Raw genomic sequence first — 20,690 nt, forward strand, 5'->3', positions numbered from 1 at the left:
AATAAAAGGAGGAAGATTAGCCCAAGTCTTTATCTTTTTTAACTTTGTACTATTAAATCAAAAACGATAAGAATGACCTATAGAATAGAACGCGACACCATGGGCGAGGTAAATGTACCTGCCGAGAAGTACTGGGGCGCGCAAACAGAGCGATCGCATGAAAATTTTAAAATTGGCGCTGAAGGATCGATGCCGAAAGAAATCATTGAAGCTTTTGCATATTTGAAAAAAGCAGCGGCTTACACCAATGCTGATGCAGGAGTTTTACCGGCTGAAAAACGCGATTTAATTGCACAGGTTTGTGACGAGATCCTAACAGGGCAACATGTAGATGAGTTCCCTTTGGTAATCTGGCAAACCGGCTCTGGGACGCAGTCTAATATGAATATCAATGAGGTTGTAGCTAACCGTGCACATGTTATTCAAGGGAATAAGCTGGGAGAAGGTAAAACGTTTATACACCCAAATGACGATGTAAACAAATCGCAATCGTCAAACGACACCTTCCCTACAGCTATGCACATTGCAGCATATAAGATATTGCTTGAAACAACCATTCCGGGTGTAGAAAAGCTGCGGAATACCTTAAAGGAAAAGTCAGAAGTTTTCAACAACGTGGTAAAAATTGGCCGTACTCATTTAATGGATGCAACACCATTAACGTTAGGTCAGGAATTTTCAGGCTATGTTTCGCAGTTAAACCATGGGTTAAAGGCCTTGAATAATACCTTAGATCATTTGTCGGAATTGGCTTTGGGAGGTACAGCTGTTGGAACAGGGATTAACACGCCTAAAGGATACGATGTAAATGTAGCGAAATATATTGCGGAGTTTACAGGCTTGCCTTTTCGTACCGCAGAAAATAAGTTTGAAGCTTTGGCTGCTCACGATGCCATTGTCGAAAGTCATGGCGCTTTAAAGCAATTGGCTGTTGCATTGATGAAAATAGCCAATGATATACGGATGTTGGCTTCTGGACCTCGCTCCGGTATCGGAGAAATATTAATACCTGAAAATGAACCAGGATCTTCTATTATGCCAGGAAAAGTGAACCCAACACAATGTGAGGCCTTAACCATGGTTGCTGCACAGGTAATGGGTAACGATGTTGCCATTAGTATCGGTGGTGCTAACGGACATTATGAGTTAAACGTGTTCAAGCCTTTAATGGCAGCCAACTTTTTGCAATCCGCCCGTCTGTTGGGAGATGCCTGTGTTTCTTTCAATGATCATTGTGCTGTTGGTATCGAACCAAATTACGCTGGGATAAAAAAGCACTTGGAAAATTCATTGATGTTAGTTACGGCATTAAATCCACATATAGGCTATGAGAATGCCGCTAAAATAGCAAAAAAGGCGCACAAGGAAAATAAATCACTGCGCGAAGCAGCCTTGGAGCTAGAACTTCTTACCAATGAAGAGTTCGATAAGTGGGTGCGTCCGGAGGATATGATTGGTGGTTTGAAGTAGCTCTAGGTTTAAGCATGAACGTCAGGTTTGATGGCTTTATCAACAATCGTGCACACTGGTTGGTGTTGATTAGTGTGTGCGCATTGCTTGTCTTAGGATGTAGGTTTAATCCCAATATTCAAGGAGAGGGTGAGCCCTTTTTGCAAGGTGTTTGGGTACAGGATACGATTCCTCACCAAGACGATTATTTGACCTACTCGCTATATACACTTAAGTTTAGCTGTGACTCGGTATTTATAAAGCTGGATACTTACAGTAAAGTTAAAACAACTGTGGACTCTTGTTATAATAATGGACACTGGACGGAATATGCCAGAGGGGTTTACATCATACGAAATGACAGTTTGTTGATTGAATCTGTTTTTACACATGACACTTGGCGGCAGAAGTTATCCGGGTGTTATCGTATAGGCGAGTTTTTGCCGATGTTTAAACTCACAAGGCATACGAAAGATTCCTTATTTTTACAAAGTCAATATCATCAAACGCCTATCTATATGAACAAGGTTGCTGATATTACTTGTGTGCCAAAGCCTATTTAATTCACGTTGTATGTCTAACAATTTATTAATTGCTAATTTATGGGCTTGAGCTTACCCCGCGTTGGGTTGATATCAATACTGTTATGTGTTTTTTGCAGTAATTTAAATGCGCAGGGAAAAAATGGTGGGTTATATGATAAATTCATGAATAGCTCACTCATGCAAAGCAAGTTGGTGCAACGCTTTATTTCTTCTGAAAAGGATAGTACCCGTTCAGCGGGATTTCTGGTATTGCCGTTGCTAGGGTATGCCCCAGAAACGGGACTAGAATATGGTTTATCAGGTATTTACAATTTTTACCTTAATAAGGAAGACACCTTGATTCGTACTTCTAGTATAGTATTGCAAGGATCATTGACAACAAAAAGCCAATCCAGCTTAAAATTAACTTCCGATATCTGGACGACCGGAAATAATTATCATTACTATACGGAAATACGTTATCGTGATTTTCCCTTTAATTTCTATGGCATAGGTGGCGATACCTGGCAGGCAGATAAGGACTCTTTAACACAAAGACTTTTCCGGCTAAAAGTTGAAGGAGAAAAAAAGATTGTGCAGCATTATTATGCCGGAGTGGCGCTCATGTATGAAAATTATGCTTATACTGATGAGGCGGTTGGAGGAATTTATGATTGGACTCCTCTATATGGAAAAGCTGGAGGAAAATATTTGGCTTTTGGCATATCACAGGTCTATGATAGTAGAAACTCAAATATTTATACAACTAAGGGCTATTTTGCTAGACTTGTATACAATTATGCACCAAATTTCTGGGGAGAAGAGAATTTTAATGGAAGCGAGTTAAGTTTGAATTTGCGCGCCTTTTATCCAATTACTCAAAAACTTACGTTGGGGTTAAATGCCACATACGATGAGTTTTTCGGTAATGTGCCCTTTTATCTTTATCCACAATTGGGAAGTGACGAAGTGATGCGCGGGTACTACCCGGGAAGATACCGTAATACGAATTTAATTACCTCTCAGGCCGAACTTCGCTATCGCATACATCCTCGTATAGGTTTTGCAGCCTTCTTGGGTACAGGAGCCGTGTACAATAAGCAATTCGATTTTTCTGCGTTAAAACCCTCTTATGGAGGAGGCCTACGTTACTTTTTTGATTTGGAACACAATTCGAGCATCCGTATAGATTATGGTGTCGGAGAAAAAAGACCAGGCGAACCAAGACAGGCGGCTTTTTACCTATCCTTGGGAGAGGCTTTTTAAGAGCTACAAAGCTAAAATCTCACTTTAAAATGCTCTGTTTCCCTACCTTCTCTGAAAAAGACTAGGCCTATATAAAATAAGTCGATTGTGAGTGTTACCTTAGGGTGGCTTTTAATGGTTTGCCAAGCCTCTTTCATTCCTTTACTCCAATAAATATCGTCAAATATAAGCACCGTTTGGGAGTGCGTTTTGGGTAAACAGTAATTAAAATAATTTAGTGTTGCCTCTTTGCGATGATTGCCATCTACAAACAAAAAGTCTATTTTATCTACACGCTGTACAATACCGGGAAGAACGTAGTCAAAATTTCCGATAACGAGTTCAACGTTTTTGCTACCCAGGTCTTGCAGGGTTTGTTTAGCCACCTTAGCGGTTTCAGGGCAACCTTCAACGGTAGTAATAAACGAGTCTGGAGAAGCTTTGGAAAGATAGGATGTTGTAATCCCTAAGCAAGTGCCCAGTTCAATAATAGTACGTGGTGAGAACCGTTCAGCAAGGCGAGCAAGGAGTTTTGAGACCCGTTTAGGTTTTAGTGCATTATTAGCAATGGTTTTGATCTGTTTTTGTTTTCCATTGTTCAACATGGAACCTGCTCCCATATCAGTAATGGTTATGCGCTCAGTATTTCTTTTTAACGCTAACCTTTTGTCTTCAATAGCTTTTTCGTAAGGTTTTTTGCTGAAGTTGTAGATGACCTCATCTATCAACTGATAAACAAAAGGAGAATGTACTCCGTGCCTATTTTTAGCAGAGACATAATGCGTCAGGTAATCTATAAAGAAACGGTAATTTGCCATGCGAACAAAGATAGTTTTTTTACCTAATCTGTAAACCTTACTGCACAATTTGAGTTGTCTGTTATTACATTTTGTTAAGCAAGGATACCCAGCGTGTTACCTGAAAGTTGCTATTTATTGTAATAATACGGTGACAGAAAACAGCAGGTAACAAACAAGAAAAACTAAAACAAAAGTGTTAGAAAAATATCGAATAACGAAATCAATAGTGAATGTCCCACCAACGTCGAGTAACAAAATTTTTTAATGTTTCGTAGTAGCCAGAATTGTGAAGTAGTAGTTGAAGACCTCGATCGGTTTATTGGAGCCCTTTTCAATTCGGATAAAACCGAGGGTCGGTAGATATTTGAGCTGTTATCCAATATTTTAAGCTGTCAGCAACAGCTATTACCGACATACCGCCAGCGTTGACAGATAGAATTCCTCTTTCATAGGTTCAAACCGAACTTGCTCTCAATGTTTCCTAGAAGATTTCTAGAATGTCGAAGATTCAAATATGGGTAACTTCTAATAGTTAAACAGATATTTCTAGTAATACAGGGAAAAATTGCACTGACAGGTCGTCATACTTGACCATACTTCGCAAATTCTACTAAAAGCCACCATGGAGTAACGGAGAACACTGAAAAAGATCTCTTTAAAATTTAACGCTGGGAAAGAGCCGAAAAACTACGGTTATCTGTTCTTTTTTATCTTGATATTACATTGTAAAGCTATTGCAAGTTTGAACGGACACCAAAGGTTTTAAAGCTAGGGGCGAAATAAGAAAGCAATAAAAATTAATTCATTGCTTTCATACGGGATAATTCTTTGTTATCGCAGTACACCGAATTCAGGACTTACCGTTCCGTCATATGTCTGAGTTCTGAACGGCAATACATGTGCTCTGTTGGGTGTCTGTCGGAAATACATTCCACAATTACCGTCATTTTGAATTAGGAACTCTCCATATTTAGCATTTATTCCCATATCGCTATTAGGGTCTACGTATGTACTCGAAGACCATATTTTTACTTTCATTCCATCTTCTCTGACCCTATAGATAACCATTTCACCAGTTTCTTCCCACCAAAATTCGTATGTTCCATTTACTATCGGTCCTCCAGAAGTCGATGCCCAAAGTGCCACATTGTCGCTATTTCTATAAAGAACTAAATTGCCGTCTGTCTGCATTTTAAAGGTATATTGATTATTTCTAGAAGAATAACTCTGCCCTTCTCTCAATATGGGAGCCCTATTTGAAGGCCAAAACCTAGTTTGCTGAAAGAAATCCGTTGAACTAAGATTATCTAATATTGAAAAAGCTAGGTCTTCCCATACCTTTGGAATAGTTCTTTCTTCCGGCCCACTGGGGCCTCCTGGGTCTTCGGAAGGTTGAGTAGAGAAAAAGGTACTTGATAGCGTTCCGACGGAATACTCATTGTTTTCGAAAATATAATATTCCCACTTCAAGAATACTTGTGAATCGGTCGCAGATGCAGGTATTTGAATCTTTAGTGTTTTATCCAAAAAAGCACCTTGGAAATCATTACTGCTATAGGTGGCTACTGATGAAATGACAGTCTCGCTACCATTGAAAACACAGACAGCTCGGCATCTTATAGTAGTTTGAACGAATGAACCGGTTGGGCTCATAGGTCTAACGAAAGATATAGCGAGTGTATATTCCTTAGGGGATCCTTCATCGCCCACTTCTAAATATCCTGGAAAGTCCTCCTGAATATTTATCGAGCTCAATGTCGGGGGAAGAGTCGTGTTTTGTCCGTACGAATCTAAAAATGCCAAACAGAACAAAATTACGCACGTAAAAGTTGGGTATCTATTTTTCATATATAACTTCTTCTTTTTCGAAAGTTTTATGATATTCATTTGCGCGTTCATAAATTTGGTTTAATTCAAGGGCGTCCAAACTATAAGATTCTTTCACGATTATTGAATCCTTCGATTGGTTAAATGAAATATCTTTCTTTTCAATTTTTAAGGTATTAGATAAATAATTAAACAATTTTTCGGTGCGCTGAGGTGTGATCAAATCATCTTTTTCTCCAATGCTTTGCTTTTGGCAGCCCATACCCAGTATTGCTAGGACTGCTGAAATGGGGAATAATAGTTTTTTCATATAAGAAGATTTAAATATTAAAGAATAATATGTCGTGCAATATAACTATTTTTAAGGATAATCTCATTTAAAAATTTTCTGATATTATGCAAGTTATATTTTTCTGAGTACAGATGATTTTGCGGGGGTTAGTCTCTTGTCTTTTCATTTTAAGCGCTTTATTCTAAACCACAAGTGTCCAAAACGTTAAAAAATAATTAAGGAAAAAGAAGGAGGTACGGCTAAAAAGCCGTAAGTTTTGATTGCGAAAAAAACATAACTCCGATGGTAAATATAAGTTTATTCAGTCAATTGTTATCTTGTTTTCTGGGGGAAAAATTCGACAGGTTCGTAAAAAAATACAGTGGCAATAAACATAGAAAGGGAATTAACAGCTGGACATATTTTATGACAACTTCGGAGAAAGCCGTGAAAATACAGTCATGGACGGCCCTTATTGCTGTCCTGTTACTGAAATTCGTGAAGGAAAAGGCGCAATACAGGTGGCACCTGTCCAATCTGGTTTCACTTATAAGGCCGAACCTCTTTATCAAGAACGAATTCATAAACTGACTCGACAATTCAGTTTATGAGTATAAACAGATTATCCAAATGGCACAACTGAAATTATTTGACGGTTAAATTATGCCTGAACCTGAGATACTTTTACCTAAACAACAGTACTCTCTCTTTTTAAACATTAAACACAGATTTTTTTACCTGAAAATTTATTTTGGACAGATGTGATTCTAAACTAGAGTTTTAGGATCGAAGTTATAAAGTCAATATACGATTATATTATTTAGTATCAGATAATTGTTTAAAAAGAACACTTTTTTGCAAGTATAGCAATGACGACTGCAGACATTTTGGAAACAATTCGTAACGCCGAGATTTATCGTCATTTTTGGTTAGATAGTAAATACCGGATGTATAGATAAAGGTAAATTGAGTCGTCTTATGTATGACATGCCTTTCTTGACTGCAGGTAGCAGATCCGCTATTACATCGCGTGCACATAAGGCAAGGTGCTCAACGAATCTGTGAGAAATCATTGAGCAAGGAAATCAACCGAACCGGACGTGAATTTTAGGGGAGATTCCTCATGGAAGAAAAACAGCTATCAAATGCTTCGATACGATAATTCAGGGTACGCGTGGGAATTATGGAGGAAGGTCCCGAAAAGACGCCCAAAAAGGAAAAATGGCCAGCTCTCCCCTGAACGGCCAGTTCGGGAAGTATATATTTTGCCTTTCTAAACAGATTACCTCACTACACAATTTATCTCACCCACTAGTACATGTATTAATGAATAATTATCTTTGTATAATGATTGATGATAAAGAAATAGCTTATCTAATTCAGTTGCTGGATGATCCTGATGACGAGGTATTTCGACATGTGGAAGAAAAGCTGAGGATGTTCGGGTCTCCAGTCATTTCATCGTTGGAGGCCGCATGGGAAAAGTCGTTTGATCCTATGTTGCAGGAAAGGATTGAAAACCTCATTCATAAGATTCAGTTTGAAACCGTATTACGCGAATTAGAACTTTGGCGGATGGGCGGGGGCTTTGATTTACTGCAAGGGTTGATTATTATTAATAAATATCAATATCCGGAAACGGATGAACAAACCATTATCAATCAAATTGATGAAATCAAACGTGACGCCTGGTTGGACATGATGTACAATATGAGTGCGGTGGAGAGGGTGCGCTTATTGAATAATGTGTTTTATAACCTACATGGGTTTAAAGGCAACACAAAGCATTATCACGACCCTCAAAACTCTTATATCGGCAAGGTGCTGGAAACCCGTAAGGGAAATCCTATTTTGTTGGCGTCGATATACAGTATTGTTGCGCAACGATTGGATATTCCTATATATGGGGTGAACTTGCCCAGACATTTCATCCTAGCTTACACAGACGAGCAAGTCAAAGAAGAAGACCACGTTATTTTATTCTATATCAATGCTTTTAATAGGGGGCAGATTTTTGGTAAACATGATGTGCTATCATTTTTAAAACAATTAAATCTTCCTGCAGATAAGCAGTTTTTTTTCCCCTGTGATAATACAGCCATAATAAGTCGTGTATTGCGTAACCTGATGGCTTCCTATAGCCAGTCTGGCGCAGCCGAGAAAGTAGAAGAAATACAGCAGCTATTGGCTATTTTCGGTTGAGGTACCACCTCCCCCTCTGGCATCTAAATAAATGGATTCGGGCACCAAATTGGTGGTAGAACGAGTAGCACCGGGAGCGGTATCCCCGTCATCACTTAAATTAAAGCGGGAGATCACTCTTCTTTGACGGTCGGCAACATAAATATAGTGCTGACGTTCTTCGCGATCATCAATGGCCACAGCAATGGGATCGGTTAAATTTGCAGTAGCTCCATGGATAACTCTGGTTGGTGTGATATTGTCGCCACTGCTCAGTTTCGCTTTGGCGTCTTCTATGATATAGATGCTACCGTCGGCACTATTACCGTCATTTCCATTAGTTGGGCCTAAATCAGAAAGTACCAACACATCCAGGTTGTCTGAATAAGCGATGCCTCTGAGGTCGGACGCTCCTTCGACAGTGGAGGTTTGGTTAGGTGTGCGTTGAACACTATCCTCTGCTATGCGTGATAATTCCTTGAGATCAAAAGACCATATCGCCCGTTCTTCGCCCTGCATGCTTACCAGTAAGATAGAGTCTACCTCTTCATTACTCATGTTGGGGTCTTCTTTTCTGGCCATTAAAGACAAGCCGTAGGGAGGCGATTGCAAATTAAAGCGTTTGGCCGCCTTTTGTTGCTGTGCTAAACGCAATGGGTTGTAAAATAGGTGGAGGGCCGACTGGTTATTACCTGTAGCATTGTCGGATACAATCAGGTGATCAGATCCACGGGCGTATATCAGATTACGGGCACTACGAAGTCTGATAGTGTCTTTAAAAAAAGTAGATGGCCCTACACCTCCGGCATCATCGATGGTGAAAGATCTGATCGTGGAGTCGAGTCGAGTAATCTGAAAAACCCGTTCAATGTAAGGGTCAAAAACGATACCCATGCCCTGTACCCCCTGGCCAGCCTGTGACGTGGAGCTGTAAGGTCTTCCGTTAGGCAGCTGATTTTCGTTAATGGTGCTATCGGCGGGACTGATTACCCAGATATTTCTGAACACGTCAGATTCTGAAGTGGTTACATTGGAAAACGAAATATATAGCCGTGAAATAGGAGTGGGTGGATATTGTGGTTCCGAATCATCTCGTTGACAGGCGACCCAAAAAAAAGCAATTGAACCTAATATGATGCAGGATATTAAAACGTTTTTCATTTTTTTTTGTTTTTTGCGAGATGCGATTCTTTCGCTCACATGGAAAGCAAAAGTACAAAATTGTTGTGGAACCTTCTAGTATAGCAGAAGTAGTTTGTGTAGCGTAGGCATAAAAGAGATTCCTACTATAAGCTTAGCAGGTAGGTAAAACTTTATAGTAGGAATCAAGGGAAGTATTGTTATCTGGGAAGGTGTTCACTTAAGGTCTCCATATTTAAGCCTAGCCCTTGTGCTACGCCCATCCCCAGCTGCACATCTGCCCTGAACCAGTGGCACAGCTGTCTATTGATAATTTCATCTTTTTTGGGACCATCAATACCGCTCATGGCTCCCACGATATTACTAATGGTATTCTTCTTAGCTTCTGGAGTCATGAGTCTAAATAAGTCGCCCGGCTGCGTGTAATGGTCATCCTCCCCCGGTGCATTTCTATTATACCAATCAGCAATATCATTTTCTAAATTCCAAGCGGGCTCCTTGTAAGACTCGTCTTCATAGATATTATCAAAACTGTTTGGAAAGTAGTTTGGTGCTGAACCGCTATTGCCGTCAACACGCATATAACCATCTCGCTGATAATTGGACACCATAAACGGACATCTGTTAACAGGAATCTGCTCATAATTTACGCCTAATCGGTAACGGTGTGCATCGGGGTAAGAAAGGATTCTTCCCTGAAGCATTTTGTCTGGCGAATAACTGATGCCATCTATCACATGTGCAGGAGCAAAAGCTGCTTGCTCGACTTCAGCAAAATAGTTGTCGGGATTTTTATTAAGTTCGATGACGCCCACTTCAATTAGGGGATATTTTCCCTGCGGCCATGTTTTTGTTAGGTCGAAAGGGTTCCAGCGGAAAATCTTGGCTTGCTCTTCTGTCATGATCTGGACATACATTTTCCATCGGGGGAAATCGCCCCGTTCTATAGCGCCAAAAAGATCACGCTGCGCGTAATCGGGATCTTCTCCCTTTATACGGGTCGCTTCATCATTTGTAAAATTTTTAATGCCTTGCTCTGTTTTTATATGAAACTTTGTCCACACCCTTTCATTCTCTTTGTTGATAAACGAGAAGGTGTGACTGCTAAAACCATGCATATGTCGATAGCCATCTGGCGTGCCACGATCTGACATGAGAATGAGCACCTGGTGTAAACTTTCCGGATTCAACGACCAGAAATCCCACATCATGGTAGCACTTTTAAGATTGGTTTGAGGGTTACGTTTTTGTGTATGTATAAAATCTCCAAATTTTTTCGGATCCTTTACAAAGAATACCGGGGTATTATTGCCAACGAGATCCCAGTTTCCATCTTCCGTGTAGAATTTAATAGCAAACCCCCGAGGATCACGTTCGGTATCTGCAGACCCCTTTTCACCTCCTACTGTGGAGAAACGCAAAAATAGGGGTGTTTGCTTTCCGACTTCACTGAAAACCTTCGCTCTGGAGTATTGCGTAATATCATTCGTAATGGTTAGGGTTCCATATGCTCCTGAACCTTTTGCGTGTACAACACGCTCTGGGATGCGCTCACGGTTAAAGTGGGCCATCTTTTCATGTAAGTGAAAATCCTGTAATAAGATAGGGCCACGCGGTCCTACAGTCATTGAATCTTCATTATTGGCAACCGGAATACCAGACGCAGTAGTAAGTTTCTTTTTCTCTTCCATAATGTTTATATGTTTTGCTTTTTCTGCTACTTAATGTACTCAAAGGTAACCGTTATGCATTAAAAAATCTTATCATTAATTGTTATGTTTGTATAAACAAAATCGATAATATGACACTTGTTCAATTGGAATATATTATAGCGGTTGATACTTATAAGAGTTTTGTTGCTGCGGCAGAAAAGTGTTTTGTAACGCAACCTACGCTCAGTATGCAAGTGCAAAAGTTAGAAGAATCATTGGGCGTACGTATCTTTGATCGGACAAAGCAACCAGTAGTACCTACAACGGTGGGCGAGGAAATTATTAGGCAGGCTCGAGTTGCAATCTTAGAAAGTCAGAAAATCAAAGAAATAGTAGCTTATCGAAAAGGCGAATTGGAAGGAGAGCTGAAAATAGGTGTTATTCCAACAGTCGCACCATACTTATTGCCAAAGGTTTTAGGTAATTTTATGGAAAAATACCCGAAACTACATTTACAGGTATGGGAGTATACTACCGAAAAGATTCTGCGGGAGCTTAAAGTAGGGCTGCTCGATTGTGGGATACTTTCGACGCCCATACACGTAATGGGCTTGCAGGAACATTTCCTATTTTATGAAACTTTTGTAGCTTACATTTCTAAGGCAAGTGAACTTAACCATAAAAAGACGGTGACTGCCAATGATCTTTTAGGAGAAAAGCTCTGGTTGCTGAACGAAGGGCACTGCATGAGGAATCAGGTTTTGAACATCTGTAACCGTAGGAAGTCAATGCACCCGGAGGAGGCCTTTGAGTATAATACCGGAAGTGTGGAAACTTTAAAAAGGATGGTTGATACGAATGCCGGAGTTACTATTATGCCTGAATTAAGTATTGCAGAGTTCGGGGAGGAGGAGCTTGATCAAGTACGTTATTTCAAATCACCTGAACCTGTTCGTGAAATCAGTCTGGTTACACAGGAAAATTATCTCAAGAAAAAAGCAATTGAAGAATTGAAGCAAGAAATATTAGGGGTATTACCGAAACGTTTTCTTGCGGAGAGGAAGAAAGAGATAATGGAGATCAACTAATCACGATAAATATCTGGTGGGAGCTCAGTTGGTATCGACCGTGCCGCCGGTGTCAAGGGCTTCCTTTTGTTCAATACGCACTGCTATTTCTGATGGATGAATACCTTCGCCAAACATTTCAGCATTCTTTTCGGTAAATTCCGCACCAAAAAACAGTATTGAAGAGATATAGTTAATCCATAATAGAATAATTACGATAGAGCCCGCAGCTCCATAACCAGATGCTGGTGCGGCGTGTTGCATGTATAAACCTATAGCCCATTTGCCAATCATGAAAAGGATAGCTGTAAAGTAGGCCCCAGCCCTGACGTCTTTCCATTTGATTTGAATATCTGGCAAAAATTTAAATATTGATCCAAAAAGTATCGCCAGCACAAAAAACGTCATTAGTGTATTTACAATATACAAAGCGATATTGGTAGTCTCGTCGAAGAGGTCAACACCAAATACAGAAAATTCAGGAAGATAATTTACCAATGTGGTACTTACAAAGGAAATTACCACATTCAACAGAAGAGATGCAACCAATAGGAAGCCGAGTATCAGGACAATAGAAAAAGAAAGGGCTCTGTCTATAAGTAGTTTTACCCAACCACGCTTAGGCTTCGGCTTTACATTGAAGATCATATTCAGAGAGTCTTGCATTTCTATGAATACTTTCGTGGAGGCAAAGATTAGCGTTCCTACACCAATAATTGTTGCAATGATAGAGCCTTTTCCCACTGCAAGGTTTTGAATGAGTGATTGTATGAGCTCTGCTGCCTCTGGACCGACATATTCGTTGATTTCTTCAAAAACTCTTCCTTGTTGTGCCTCTTCCCCAAGAACAAAGCTTACCACAGCAAGGACGATTATAAGTAAAGGGGCAATAGCAAATATCGTATAGTAAGAGAGCGCTGCGCTTAATTTAGATACCCGATCTTCACCAAAACCAGTTGCAGTCGCTTTTAATACCGCAAAAGCATCCTTATAGAACTTCTTTGTTAAAATCTTCATGCAAGGGTGACATTGTACACCTCCGATGCTTGTTTTACTTAATTCTTATCGATGTGATACGATAAGCAATTCAAGATCCTTTGGTGTTAAATTAAATTTGGAGGCAATATCTTTATTCGTTAACTGTCCCTGGTAAAGATAAATAGCATTCCTAACGCCAGGTTTGTTCCAGATAACATTTAATAGCCCCCCTCGTTCACCTATATCCAACAAGATAGGCGCAAAAATGTTTGTTAATGCATAAGTGGCTGTTCTAGCTACTCGGGAAGCAATATTTGGAACACAATAATGGATAACATCATACTTTCTAAAAACAGGGTCGTCATGATTGGTGATTTGGGAACTTTCAAAGCAACCGCCCTGATCAATGCTAACATCAATTAGAACAGAGTTAGGTTTCATTTTGGAAACCGTTTCTTCTGTGATAATGCAGGGGCTTCGTCCGTTTGTTGCACGCATAGCCCCAATTACCACATCGCAGGATAAAACAGCTTTTTGCAGAACGATCGGCTGTATGACCGAGGTAAAGACTTTATTACCCAGGTTGTTTTGAAGCCGTCTGAGGCGATATAGCGAACTATCAAAAACTTTGACTTGTGCACCTAAAGCAATGGCCGTTCGTGTGGCATACTCACCTACTGTGCCGGCACCAATAATGACAATTTCTGTTGGGGGAACCCCAGTAACTCCACCTAACATCAGTCCTTTGCCGTCAAAAACGTTGCTGAGGTATTCGGCGGCGATTAAGATGGATGTCGCGCCAACAATTTCGCTCATAGCGCGTACAACGGTAAGTATGTTGTCTTCGTCGCGGAGGTATTCGTACGATAAGGCAGTGATTTTCTTTTTCATCATAGCCTTGAGAAGGTCAAACCCCATCAAAGAAGGTTGCTGACTGGAGAAAAGTACCTGCCCCGTTTTCATCAAAGCAATTTCTTCAAGGGTAGGTGCACCTATTTTAACGATAATGTCACAGGTATAGATACGTTCTTTTTCGCGAACTATAATTGCTCCTTGTTCGCTGTAATGATGATCAAAAAAATTAGCGCCATTTCCTGCGCCCGACTCAATCATGATTTGATGGCCGTTTTCTACTAAAAGAGCAACAGATAAAGGCGTTAACGCAATGCGGTTCTCTTGAAAACTTAACTCTCTGGGAATTCCTATTAGTAAGCTGTTCTTCTTTTTCCCCGTTTCAAGCATGGCCTCTTGCGGTTGCATCATTGCCTGGCGGGCCAAATTAGATAATTCAGTCATATTGATCTCAATTACACAAAAATCGGGTCAATTTACAAAAAAGTCTTAAGACTTAGGGTATGTTTTAAATTCGTCAGATAAAATCATTTAGGCCAGTCTTTTTCTAAATTTAGGACCCGTTGTCCGTCAGAGCCAACCGTAATTTTGATGACAACGAATTCATCTGGCATTAAGGTGGGAATTTTTTCTGGCCATTCTACAAAGCAATAACTGCCTGAATAGAAATAATCTTCGTAACCTAAATCGTATGCTTCCTGCTCATTTTTTATACGGTAAAAGTCAAAATGATATATTGGTCCAACATTACTACTGTATTCGTTAACAATGGAAAAAGTAGGACTTGAAGGCTGATCGCTTACCTGAAGATAATTACAAAGTGCATTGATGAGTGTTGTTTTTCCGGTACCCATCGGGGCGACAAATAGCACTATACGGTAATCGCCTATAAACTTTATGATTTTTGGAGCAACAAGCGGTAGCTCTTCAATATCGTTTACAATAATTGTCATTATTGCAAACATAGTCAAAAAGGCATTGATATACAATGAAGGATATCAATGCCTTTTTGACTAAATTCAATGTATCAGCTCTTACTTGGGGCTGTATGTGACATAAGGAATGATCATCTCTTCCAGGGATATTCCACCGTGTTGAAAAGTCTCGTTAAAATAGTTTACAAATTGATTGTAATTATTAGGATAAACAAAATAGGTGTCTTCCTTAGCAAAGATAAAGCTCGAACTCACATGTAATCGCGGTAGTTTGGCTTCATGTGGATTTTTGATGTGTAAGACATCCTTATCGATGAAGTTAAGATTTTTTCCTTGTTTATAACGTAGATTGCTGTTGGTGTTACGATCGCCAATCACTTTGCTGGCGTGTTTCACTCGAATGGTGCCGTGATCCGTTGTGATGACCACTTTAACATTTTTCTGCGACAACCATTTTAGCGTATCTAATAATGGGGAGTGTTTAAACCATGATAAGGTAAGCGATCGATAAGCGGCTTCATCATTTGCCAATTCCCTGATCATAGCCATATCGGTACGGGCGTGTGAAAGCATATCAACAAAATTGTAAACCAATACATTAAGGTCGTTGCCCATTAGGTTACTTAGATTTTCCGTAATGTCGCGGCCTTGCTCTAGGGTAAGGATTTTGTTATAGGAAAATTTGCATTCTTTTCTTAAGGTATTTTTAACCTGAGCCGTGAGAAAATCTTCTTCGTGAAGATTTTTGCCACCTTCGTCTTCGTCATTTTGCCACAAACTGGGAAAATGTTTTTCCATATCCAGGGGCATCATCCCACTAAAAATGGCGTTTCGTGCATATTGCGTGGCTGTAGGTAATATGCTGTAATAAGTATCCTCTTCGTCTAAGCGGTAATAATTTCCCAAGATGTCATTGATAACTTTCCACTGATCGTACCTAAGGTTGTCTATCAGGAAAAAGAAGGTTGGTTTCCCCCCTTCCAGTGTTGGAAATAATTTTTTCTTTAGGAGTTGATGTGAGGTGATGGGGCCACTGTCAGGATTCTGCACCCAGCTTAAGTAATTTTTCTCAACAAACTTAGAGAATTGGGCATTCGCTTCGGCTTTTTGCATCGTAAGGATTTCGTGCATCCCTTCATCTTCCAGTTTTTCCAGTGAAAGTTCCCAATATACGAGCTTCTTATAAACGTCTACCCATTCACTGAAATCGAGGTTGTCATTTAAAGTCATGCCCAGTGTCCTAAATTCCTGTTGGTAAGCCATCGAAGTTCTTTCGCTTACCAGACGCTTATTATCAGTGAGCTTTTTTATTGTTAATAGAATTTGTTTGGGATTGACGGGCTTGATAAGGTAATCGTCAATTTGAGAACCAATAGCATCTTCCATTAAGAATTCTTCTTCGTTTTTGGTTACCATAACCATGGGCACCGAAGGGTTGATGCCCTTTAAAATACCTAAAGTTTCGAGACCGGTTAAGCCTGGCATGTTTTCATCCAAGAATACCAAATCAAAGAAAGAACTTTTAAATGCTTCTACCGCATCGTGGCCGTTGGTTACCGTTTTTACAAAATATCCTTTTTCATTTAAGAGCATGATATGAGGTTTGAGTAAATCAATCTCATCATCTGCCCATAATATATTCGTTTCTTGCATATCGTTATCGTATTTTTTAGTATTCAGATACCGCCACCCGCAGCAAAAGTGGTTGCTGAAGTTGTCTTAAGCCTTGTGTATCACTACTTATTAAAGAGGTACGAACTTACATAATTGTTTGTATGCTTTTGTTTTTTTAACATAAATTAACAGCAATATATAGTAAAACCAGCTAGCTTTGATGTTAATATATATAGAATGGTATAGGTTTCGCTAAAAAATAGCACCTTTGTGCTTTAAAAATATTTTTTACCTATTGAATAAGAAAAAAATCATCAATGATCCAGTATACGGTTTCGTTTCCATACCGTCTGATTTGGTATTTGATTTGATACAGCATACCTATTTTCAACGTTTAAGATATATTAAACAGGTGAGTTTGACACATCTGGTGTATCCCGGAGCATTACACACTAGATTTCAGCACGCTCTTGGAGCAATGCACCTGATGGGTTTAGCTTTAGAGACGCTAAAGGGAAAGGATATCGAGATCAATGCTGAAGAGGAAGAAGCGGCAATAATTGCTATATTGTTGCATGATATAGGGCACGGGCCTTTTTCTCACTCTTTAGAACATACTTTGGTACAGGGTGTATCACATGAACATATTTCGTCGTTAATAATGGACGAGATGAACCAGATGTTTGCAGGGAGGTTGACCCTTGCCATTGAAATTTTTAAGGGAAGGTACCACAAAAGATTTCTTCATCAATTAGTGTCAAGCCAGCTAGACGCCGATCGGATGGATTATCTCAATAGAGATAGCTTTTTCACGGGAGTCTCTGAAGGTGTAATAAGCTTTGATCGTATCATTAAGATGCTGAATGTAGCTAATAATGGCTTGGTGGTCGAGCAAAAAGGTATTTATTCAATTGAGAAGTTTTTAATAGCACGTCGGTTGATGTACTGGCAAGTGTATCTGCATAAGACCGTATTGAGTGCAGAGCAAATGCTGATAAAGATACTTCAACGGGCAAAAGAGCTGAGCGAACGGGGAACGCGGGTATTTGCTACAGAAGCCTTGGCTCACTTTATAAAAAATAAGGTTACGAGGGACGACTTTATTAAAGACCCATATCATCTTAAATGCTTCACCATGTTGGATGATAACGATATATTGGCGACAGTAAAAATGGGAAGGGTGCATGAGGATAAGGTGCTTTCCGAGTTATGCGATCAGTTTATGAGTAGGAAGCTGTATCATGTGGAATTAAGCAATCAAATACCTCCCCGGGAGAGGATAGACAGTCTGCGAAATGCAGCAATGAAATTATTTGGGGTAGCGGCAGATGAAGTAAAGTATTTCGTTTTTACACAGTCGGTGGAAAACAGTGCGTATGATCTAGGCGAGGGAAATATTAATATCCTCATGAAAGATGGTACAATACAGGATATTACAACGGCTTCTGATTTGTCTAATTTGGAGATGTTGGCCAAAAAAGTACAAAAGTTTATGGTTGCTTATCCTAAAGAACTGCGCGAATGGAAAATATTATAGCGTGTCTTTAGTATAAAACTGTTTAGTACAAAGAGTTGACAGACAAAGGAATTAAAATTTGTTCATAAAAATTTAACATATAAATTTGCGCGATGCAATTTACTGCGAAACAAATTAGCGAAATAGTTAATGGTTCAATAGAAGGCAACGGAGAGGTTTTGGTGTCGAGAGTAGAAAAAATAGAGGAGGCAACCGAAGGGGGACTTACCTTTCTCGCAAACCCAAAGTATGAACATTTTCTATATACTACAGAGGCGTCTGTGGTTATCGTAAATAATGATTTGGAGGTTGAAGAGCCTATTAGCCCTACTTTGATTCGGGTTAAAAATGCATATACAGCCATCACGTTATTATTAGATCAATATAATCATATTCGATTTCATAGAACAGGGATCGAAGAGCCTTCATTTATTCACGAAACGGCAACATTAGGGGAAGAAATATATATTGGAGCCTTTTCATATATCGGAGCTGGAGCCGTACTGGGCGATAATGTAAGTGTGTATCCACAGGTCTATATTGGCGATAATGTTCAAATAGGAGCCGGCACCATCTTGTTTCCTGGTGTTAGGGTTTATCACGATTGCGTAATAGGAGAGAATGTTATCGTTCACTCAGGTACAGTGATAGGAAGTGATGGCTTTGGTTTTGCTCCCCAAGAAGATGGTAGTTATCGCAAGATCAGTCAAATAGGAAATGTGGTAATAGAAGATAATGTAGAGATAGGAGCAAATACCGCGATCGACAGGGCTACTATGGGTAAAACGATCATTCGAAAAGGGGTTAAATTGGATAATCTTATTCAGTTAGCTCATAATGTAGAGATTGGTGAGAATTCGGTGATAGCAGCTCAAAGCGGTATTTCTGGAAGCACAAAGGTTGGCAAAAATGTGGTTTTAGGAGGACAGGTAGGCGCTGTAGGCCATATTTCTATAGCTGATGGCTCTCAGGTACAGGCGCAGTCGGGCATTAATAGGTCAATAGAGGAACCCGGATTGAAATGGGCTGGCACGCCTGCTAGTCAGTTTCAATCGCAAATGCGAGCGCAAGTAGTTCTCCAACGTTTACCCGATTTGGAGAGGCGCATTGATCAACTGGAAAAAATTATAAAAAATTCGGAAGGGAAGAGGAAATAAAAGCACGCGGATCAAGTTCAGCGGAAAATCAGCTTTAAAATATATTGAGAAATGAACGTTAAGCAAAGAACATTAAATTCAGAGATTACAATTTCGGGCGTAGGACTTCATACGGGTAAGCATGCCACATTGGTCTTTAAACCTGCTCCTGTAAATCATGGCTATAAATTTAAACGGATAGATTTAGAAGGACAACCAATCGTCGAAGCTGATGTTGATAACGTTTCTGATACCTCAAGAGGTACAACCATTACACAGAATGGTGCAAGTGTTAGCACGGTGGAACATCTCTTAGCTTCTTTAGTAGGAATGGAGATAGATAATGTGTTGATCGAAATTGATGGACCGGAAGTGCCTATTATGGATGGCAGTGCGATCATTTATGTGGAAGCCATAGAAAAAGCTGGTTATCGGGATCAGGAAGCTGATAGGGAGTATTACGAAATCCCGCATAATATACATTACAGTGAAGCAGAGCGTAGAGTGGAGATGGTGGCTATGCCTCTTGACGGATACCGTTTTACCTGTATGATTGATTACAACTCTCCTGTGTTGGGAAGCCAGCATTCGGCGATTACCAATATCAATGAGTTTAAAAAGGAGGTTGCTTCATCCAGAACATTCTGTTTTCTACATGAATTAGAAATGTTGTTGGAGCACAACCTGATAAAGGGCGGAGACTTGAACAATGCGATAGTTGTGGTGGATAAAGATGTGAGTAAGGATGAATTGAAGCATTTAGCGAAACTATTCAACAGGGAAGATATAGATGTTGCTAGGGAAGGGATACTTAATAACATACAATTACGTCATCAGAATGAGCCCGCAAGGCATAAACTGCTAGATATGATTGGCGATTTGGCACTGGTGGGCAGACCTTTGAAGGGACATATTATGGCCGCTAGACCAGGGCATGCTGCAAATGTTGCCTTCGCAAAGAAGATTAAGGCGCAGATCAATAGGGAAAAAAACAAAAAGTATGTTAAGATTTATGATCCTAATATGCCGCCTTTGTACGACACAGCACAAATCATGAAAATTTTGCCGCATCGCCAGCCGATGTTAATGATTGATAAAATTCTTGAGCTTACCAAAACGCATGTAGTAGGCCTAAAAAATGTTACGATGAATGAAGATATCTTCATGGGACATTTTCCTAATGAGCCCTTATTTCCCGGCGTGCTTCAGATCGAGGCGATGGCTCAAACAGGCGGTATTCTGGTATTAAATACCGTGCCGGATCCTGAAAATTATATCACACTTTTTCTTAAGATAGAAAATGCCAGATTTAAAGCGCAGGTTAAACCTGGAGATACCATCATTTTTCAATGCAGCTTATTGCAGCCTATCAGGAGAGGGATTGCTCAAATGAAAGGTGTAGGAATGGTCGGAGAAAAAGTAGTAGTAGAGGCCGAATTGATGGCTCAAATAGTTAAATTGAAAGAAACAGAATCGGCAGCAAATCAAGCTTAGCAAATTATC

At 39.8% G+C, this 20,690-nt stretch carries 18 protein-coding genes; 9 read left to right on the top strand and 9 right to left on the bottom strand.

The features are described from left to right. The first annotated feature begins 72 nt into the window (after nucleotides 1-72). The 3 genes from fumC (at nucleotide 73) to H8S90_RS07030 (ending at nucleotide 3,239) form a co-directional block, all read left to right on the top strand. Nucleotides 73-1,470, top strand: a complete 1,398-nt coding sequence (gene fumC, locus H8S90_RS07020) for a class II fumarate hydratase (RefSeq protein WP_187341853.1) — start codon at nucleotides 73-75, stop codon at nucleotides 1,468-1,470. Nucleotides 1,471-1,484: 14 nt separating this feature from the next. Continuing rightward, entirely contained in the window at nucleotides 1,485-2,012 is a 528-nt protein-coding gene (locus H8S90_RS07025) for a fumarate hydratase (protein WP_187341854.1), read from the top strand. Nucleotides 2,013-2,156: 144 nt separating this feature from the next. Next, nucleotides 2,157-3,239 (top strand): outer membrane protein assembly factor, encoded by a 1,083-nt coding sequence (locus H8S90_RS07030; protein ID WP_255501851.1) that lies wholly within the window; start codon nucleotides 2,157-2,159, stop codon nucleotides 3,237-3,239. Between the two features lie 11 nt (nucleotides 3,240-3,250). Here the strand turns inward: H8S90_RS07030 and H8S90_RS07035 are convergent, their stop codons facing one another. The 3 genes from H8S90_RS07035 to H8S90_RS07045 all read right to left on the bottom strand — a co-directional run bounded on the left by H8S90_RS07035 (nucleotide 3,251) and on the right by H8S90_RS07045 (nucleotide 6,155). Next, on the bottom strand, nucleotides 3,251-4,036 hold the full coding sequence (locus H8S90_RS07035; RefSeq protein WP_187341856.1) for an O-methyltransferase: 786 nt from the start codon (nucleotides 4,034-4,036) through the stop codon (nucleotides 3,251-3,253). An 813-nt stretch (nucleotides 4,037-4,849) separates the two neighbouring features. Continuing rightward, nucleotides 4,850-5,866 (bottom strand): hypothetical protein, encoded by a 1,017-nt coding sequence (locus H8S90_RS07040; protein WP_187341857.1) that lies wholly within the window; start codon nucleotides 5,864-5,866, stop codon nucleotides 4,850-4,852. Continuing rightward, the gene (locus tag H8S90_RS07045) at nucleotides 5,856-6,155 is read right to left on the bottom strand and encodes a hypothetical protein (protein WP_187341858.1); all 300 of its coding nucleotides are present in this window, start codon (nucleotides 6,153-6,155) and stop codon (nucleotides 5,856-5,858) included. Before H8S90_RS07045 ends, H8S90_RS07040 begins: the two co-directional genes overlap by 11 nt. A gap of 264 nt (nucleotides 6,156-6,419) precedes the next feature. Between H8S90_RS07045 and H8S90_RS07050 the strand changes: the two genes are divergently transcribed. Further along, a complete protein-coding gene (locus H8S90_RS07050; protein WP_187341859.1) occupies nucleotides 6,420-6,707 on the top strand; it encodes a DUF4372 domain-containing protein in 288 nt (95 codons plus the stop codon). 756 nt (nucleotides 6,708-7,463) lie between these two features. Further along, complete coding sequence (locus H8S90_RS07055) at nucleotides 7,464-8,318, top strand: transglutaminase-like domain-containing protein (protein ID WP_187341860.1); 855 nt, start codon at nucleotides 7,464-7,466, stop codon at nucleotides 8,316-8,318. Here the strand turns inward: H8S90_RS07055 and H8S90_RS07060 are convergent. Together H8S90_RS07060 and H8S90_RS07065 are read right to left on the bottom strand one after the other, a co-directional pair. Beyond that, nucleotides 8,298-9,458, bottom strand: coding sequence for a hypothetical protein (locus tag H8S90_RS07060; RefSeq protein WP_187341861.1), 1,161 nt, complete (start codon nucleotides 9,456-9,458; stop codon nucleotides 8,298-8,300). The genes H8S90_RS07055 and H8S90_RS07060 overlap by 21 nt on opposite strands. A 179-nt stretch (nucleotides 9,459-9,637) precedes the next feature. Beyond that, entirely contained in the window at nucleotides 9,638-11,131 is a 1,494-nt protein-coding gene (locus H8S90_RS07065; RefSeq protein ID WP_370525696.1) for a catalase, read from the bottom strand. Nucleotides 11,132-11,238: 107 nt separating this feature from the next. On the opposite strand from H8S90_RS07065, the gene H8S90_RS07070 reads away from it, so the two are divergent. Beyond that, nucleotides 11,239-12,177: a hydrogen peroxide-inducible genes activator gene (locus tag H8S90_RS07070; RefSeq protein WP_187341863.1), complete on the top strand. Its 939-nt coding sequence runs from the start codon at nucleotides 11,239-11,241 to the stop codon at nucleotides 12,175-12,177. A 24-nt stretch (nucleotides 12,178-12,201) separates the two neighbouring features. Here H8S90_RS07070 and H8S90_RS07075 read toward each other — a convergent pair whose 3' ends face one another. From H8S90_RS07075 to H8S90_RS07090, 4 genes are all read right to left on the bottom strand, one after another. Continuing rightward, on the bottom strand, nucleotides 12,202-13,173 hold the full coding sequence (locus tag H8S90_RS07075) for a YihY/virulence factor BrkB family protein (RefSeq protein ID WP_187341864.1): 972 nt from the start codon (nucleotides 13,171-13,173) through the stop codon (nucleotides 12,202-12,204). Between the two features lie 45 nt (nucleotides 13,174-13,218). Next, nucleotides 13,219-14,430, bottom strand: a complete 1,212-nt coding sequence (locus H8S90_RS07080) for an alanine dehydrogenase (RefSeq protein WP_187341865.1) — start codon at nucleotides 14,428-14,430, stop codon at nucleotides 13,219-13,221. A gap of 83 nt (nucleotides 14,431-14,513) precedes the next feature. Continuing rightward, on the bottom strand, nucleotides 14,514-14,939 hold the full coding sequence (gene tsaE / locus H8S90_RS07085; RefSeq protein ID WP_187341866.1) for a tRNA (adenosine(37)-N6)-threonylcarbamoyltransferase complex ATPase subunit type 1 TsaE: 426 nt from the start codon (nucleotides 14,937-14,939) through the stop codon (nucleotides 14,514-14,516). Nucleotides 14,940-15,020: 81 nt separating this feature from the next. After that, nucleotides 15,021-16,574 (bottom strand): PglZ domain-containing protein, encoded by a 1,554-nt coding sequence (locus H8S90_RS07090; protein WP_187341867.1) that lies wholly within the window; start codon nucleotides 16,572-16,574, stop codon nucleotides 15,021-15,023. A 256-nt stretch (nucleotides 16,575-16,830) separates the two neighbouring features. Here H8S90_RS07090 and H8S90_RS07095 point away from each other — a divergent pair, with 256 nt between their 5' ends. From H8S90_RS07095 to H8S90_RS07105, 3 genes are all read left to right on the top strand, one after another. Next, the gene (locus H8S90_RS07095) at nucleotides 16,831-18,072 is read left to right on the top strand and encodes an HD domain-containing protein (protein ID WP_187341868.1); all 1,242 of its coding nucleotides are present in this window, start codon (nucleotides 16,831-16,833) and stop codon (nucleotides 18,070-18,072) included. A 92-nt stretch (nucleotides 18,073-18,164) separates the two neighbouring features. Then, nucleotides 18,165-19,208: a UDP-3-O-(3-hydroxymyristoyl)glucosamine N-acyltransferase gene (lpxD, locus tag H8S90_RS07100; RefSeq protein ID WP_187341869.1), complete on the top strand. Its 1,044-nt coding sequence runs from the start codon at nucleotides 18,165-18,167 to the stop codon at nucleotides 19,206-19,208. 51 nt (nucleotides 19,209-19,259) lie between these two features. Next, nucleotides 19,260-20,681 carry a bifunctional UDP-3-O-[3-hydroxymyristoyl] N-acetylglucosamine deacetylase/3-hydroxyacyl-ACP dehydratase gene (locus H8S90_RS07105; protein WP_187341870.1) on the top strand — a complete coding sequence of 474 codons (1,422 nt, stop codon included), beginning with the start codon at nucleotides 19,260-19,262 and terminating at the stop codon, nucleotides 20,679-20,681. Nucleotides 20,682-20,690 lie beyond the last annotated feature (9 nt).

The organism is Olivibacter sp. SDN3, assembly GCF_014334135.1.
Classification (GTDB): domain Bacteria; phylum Bacteroidota; class Bacteroidia; order Sphingobacteriales; family Sphingobacteriaceae; genus Olivibacter.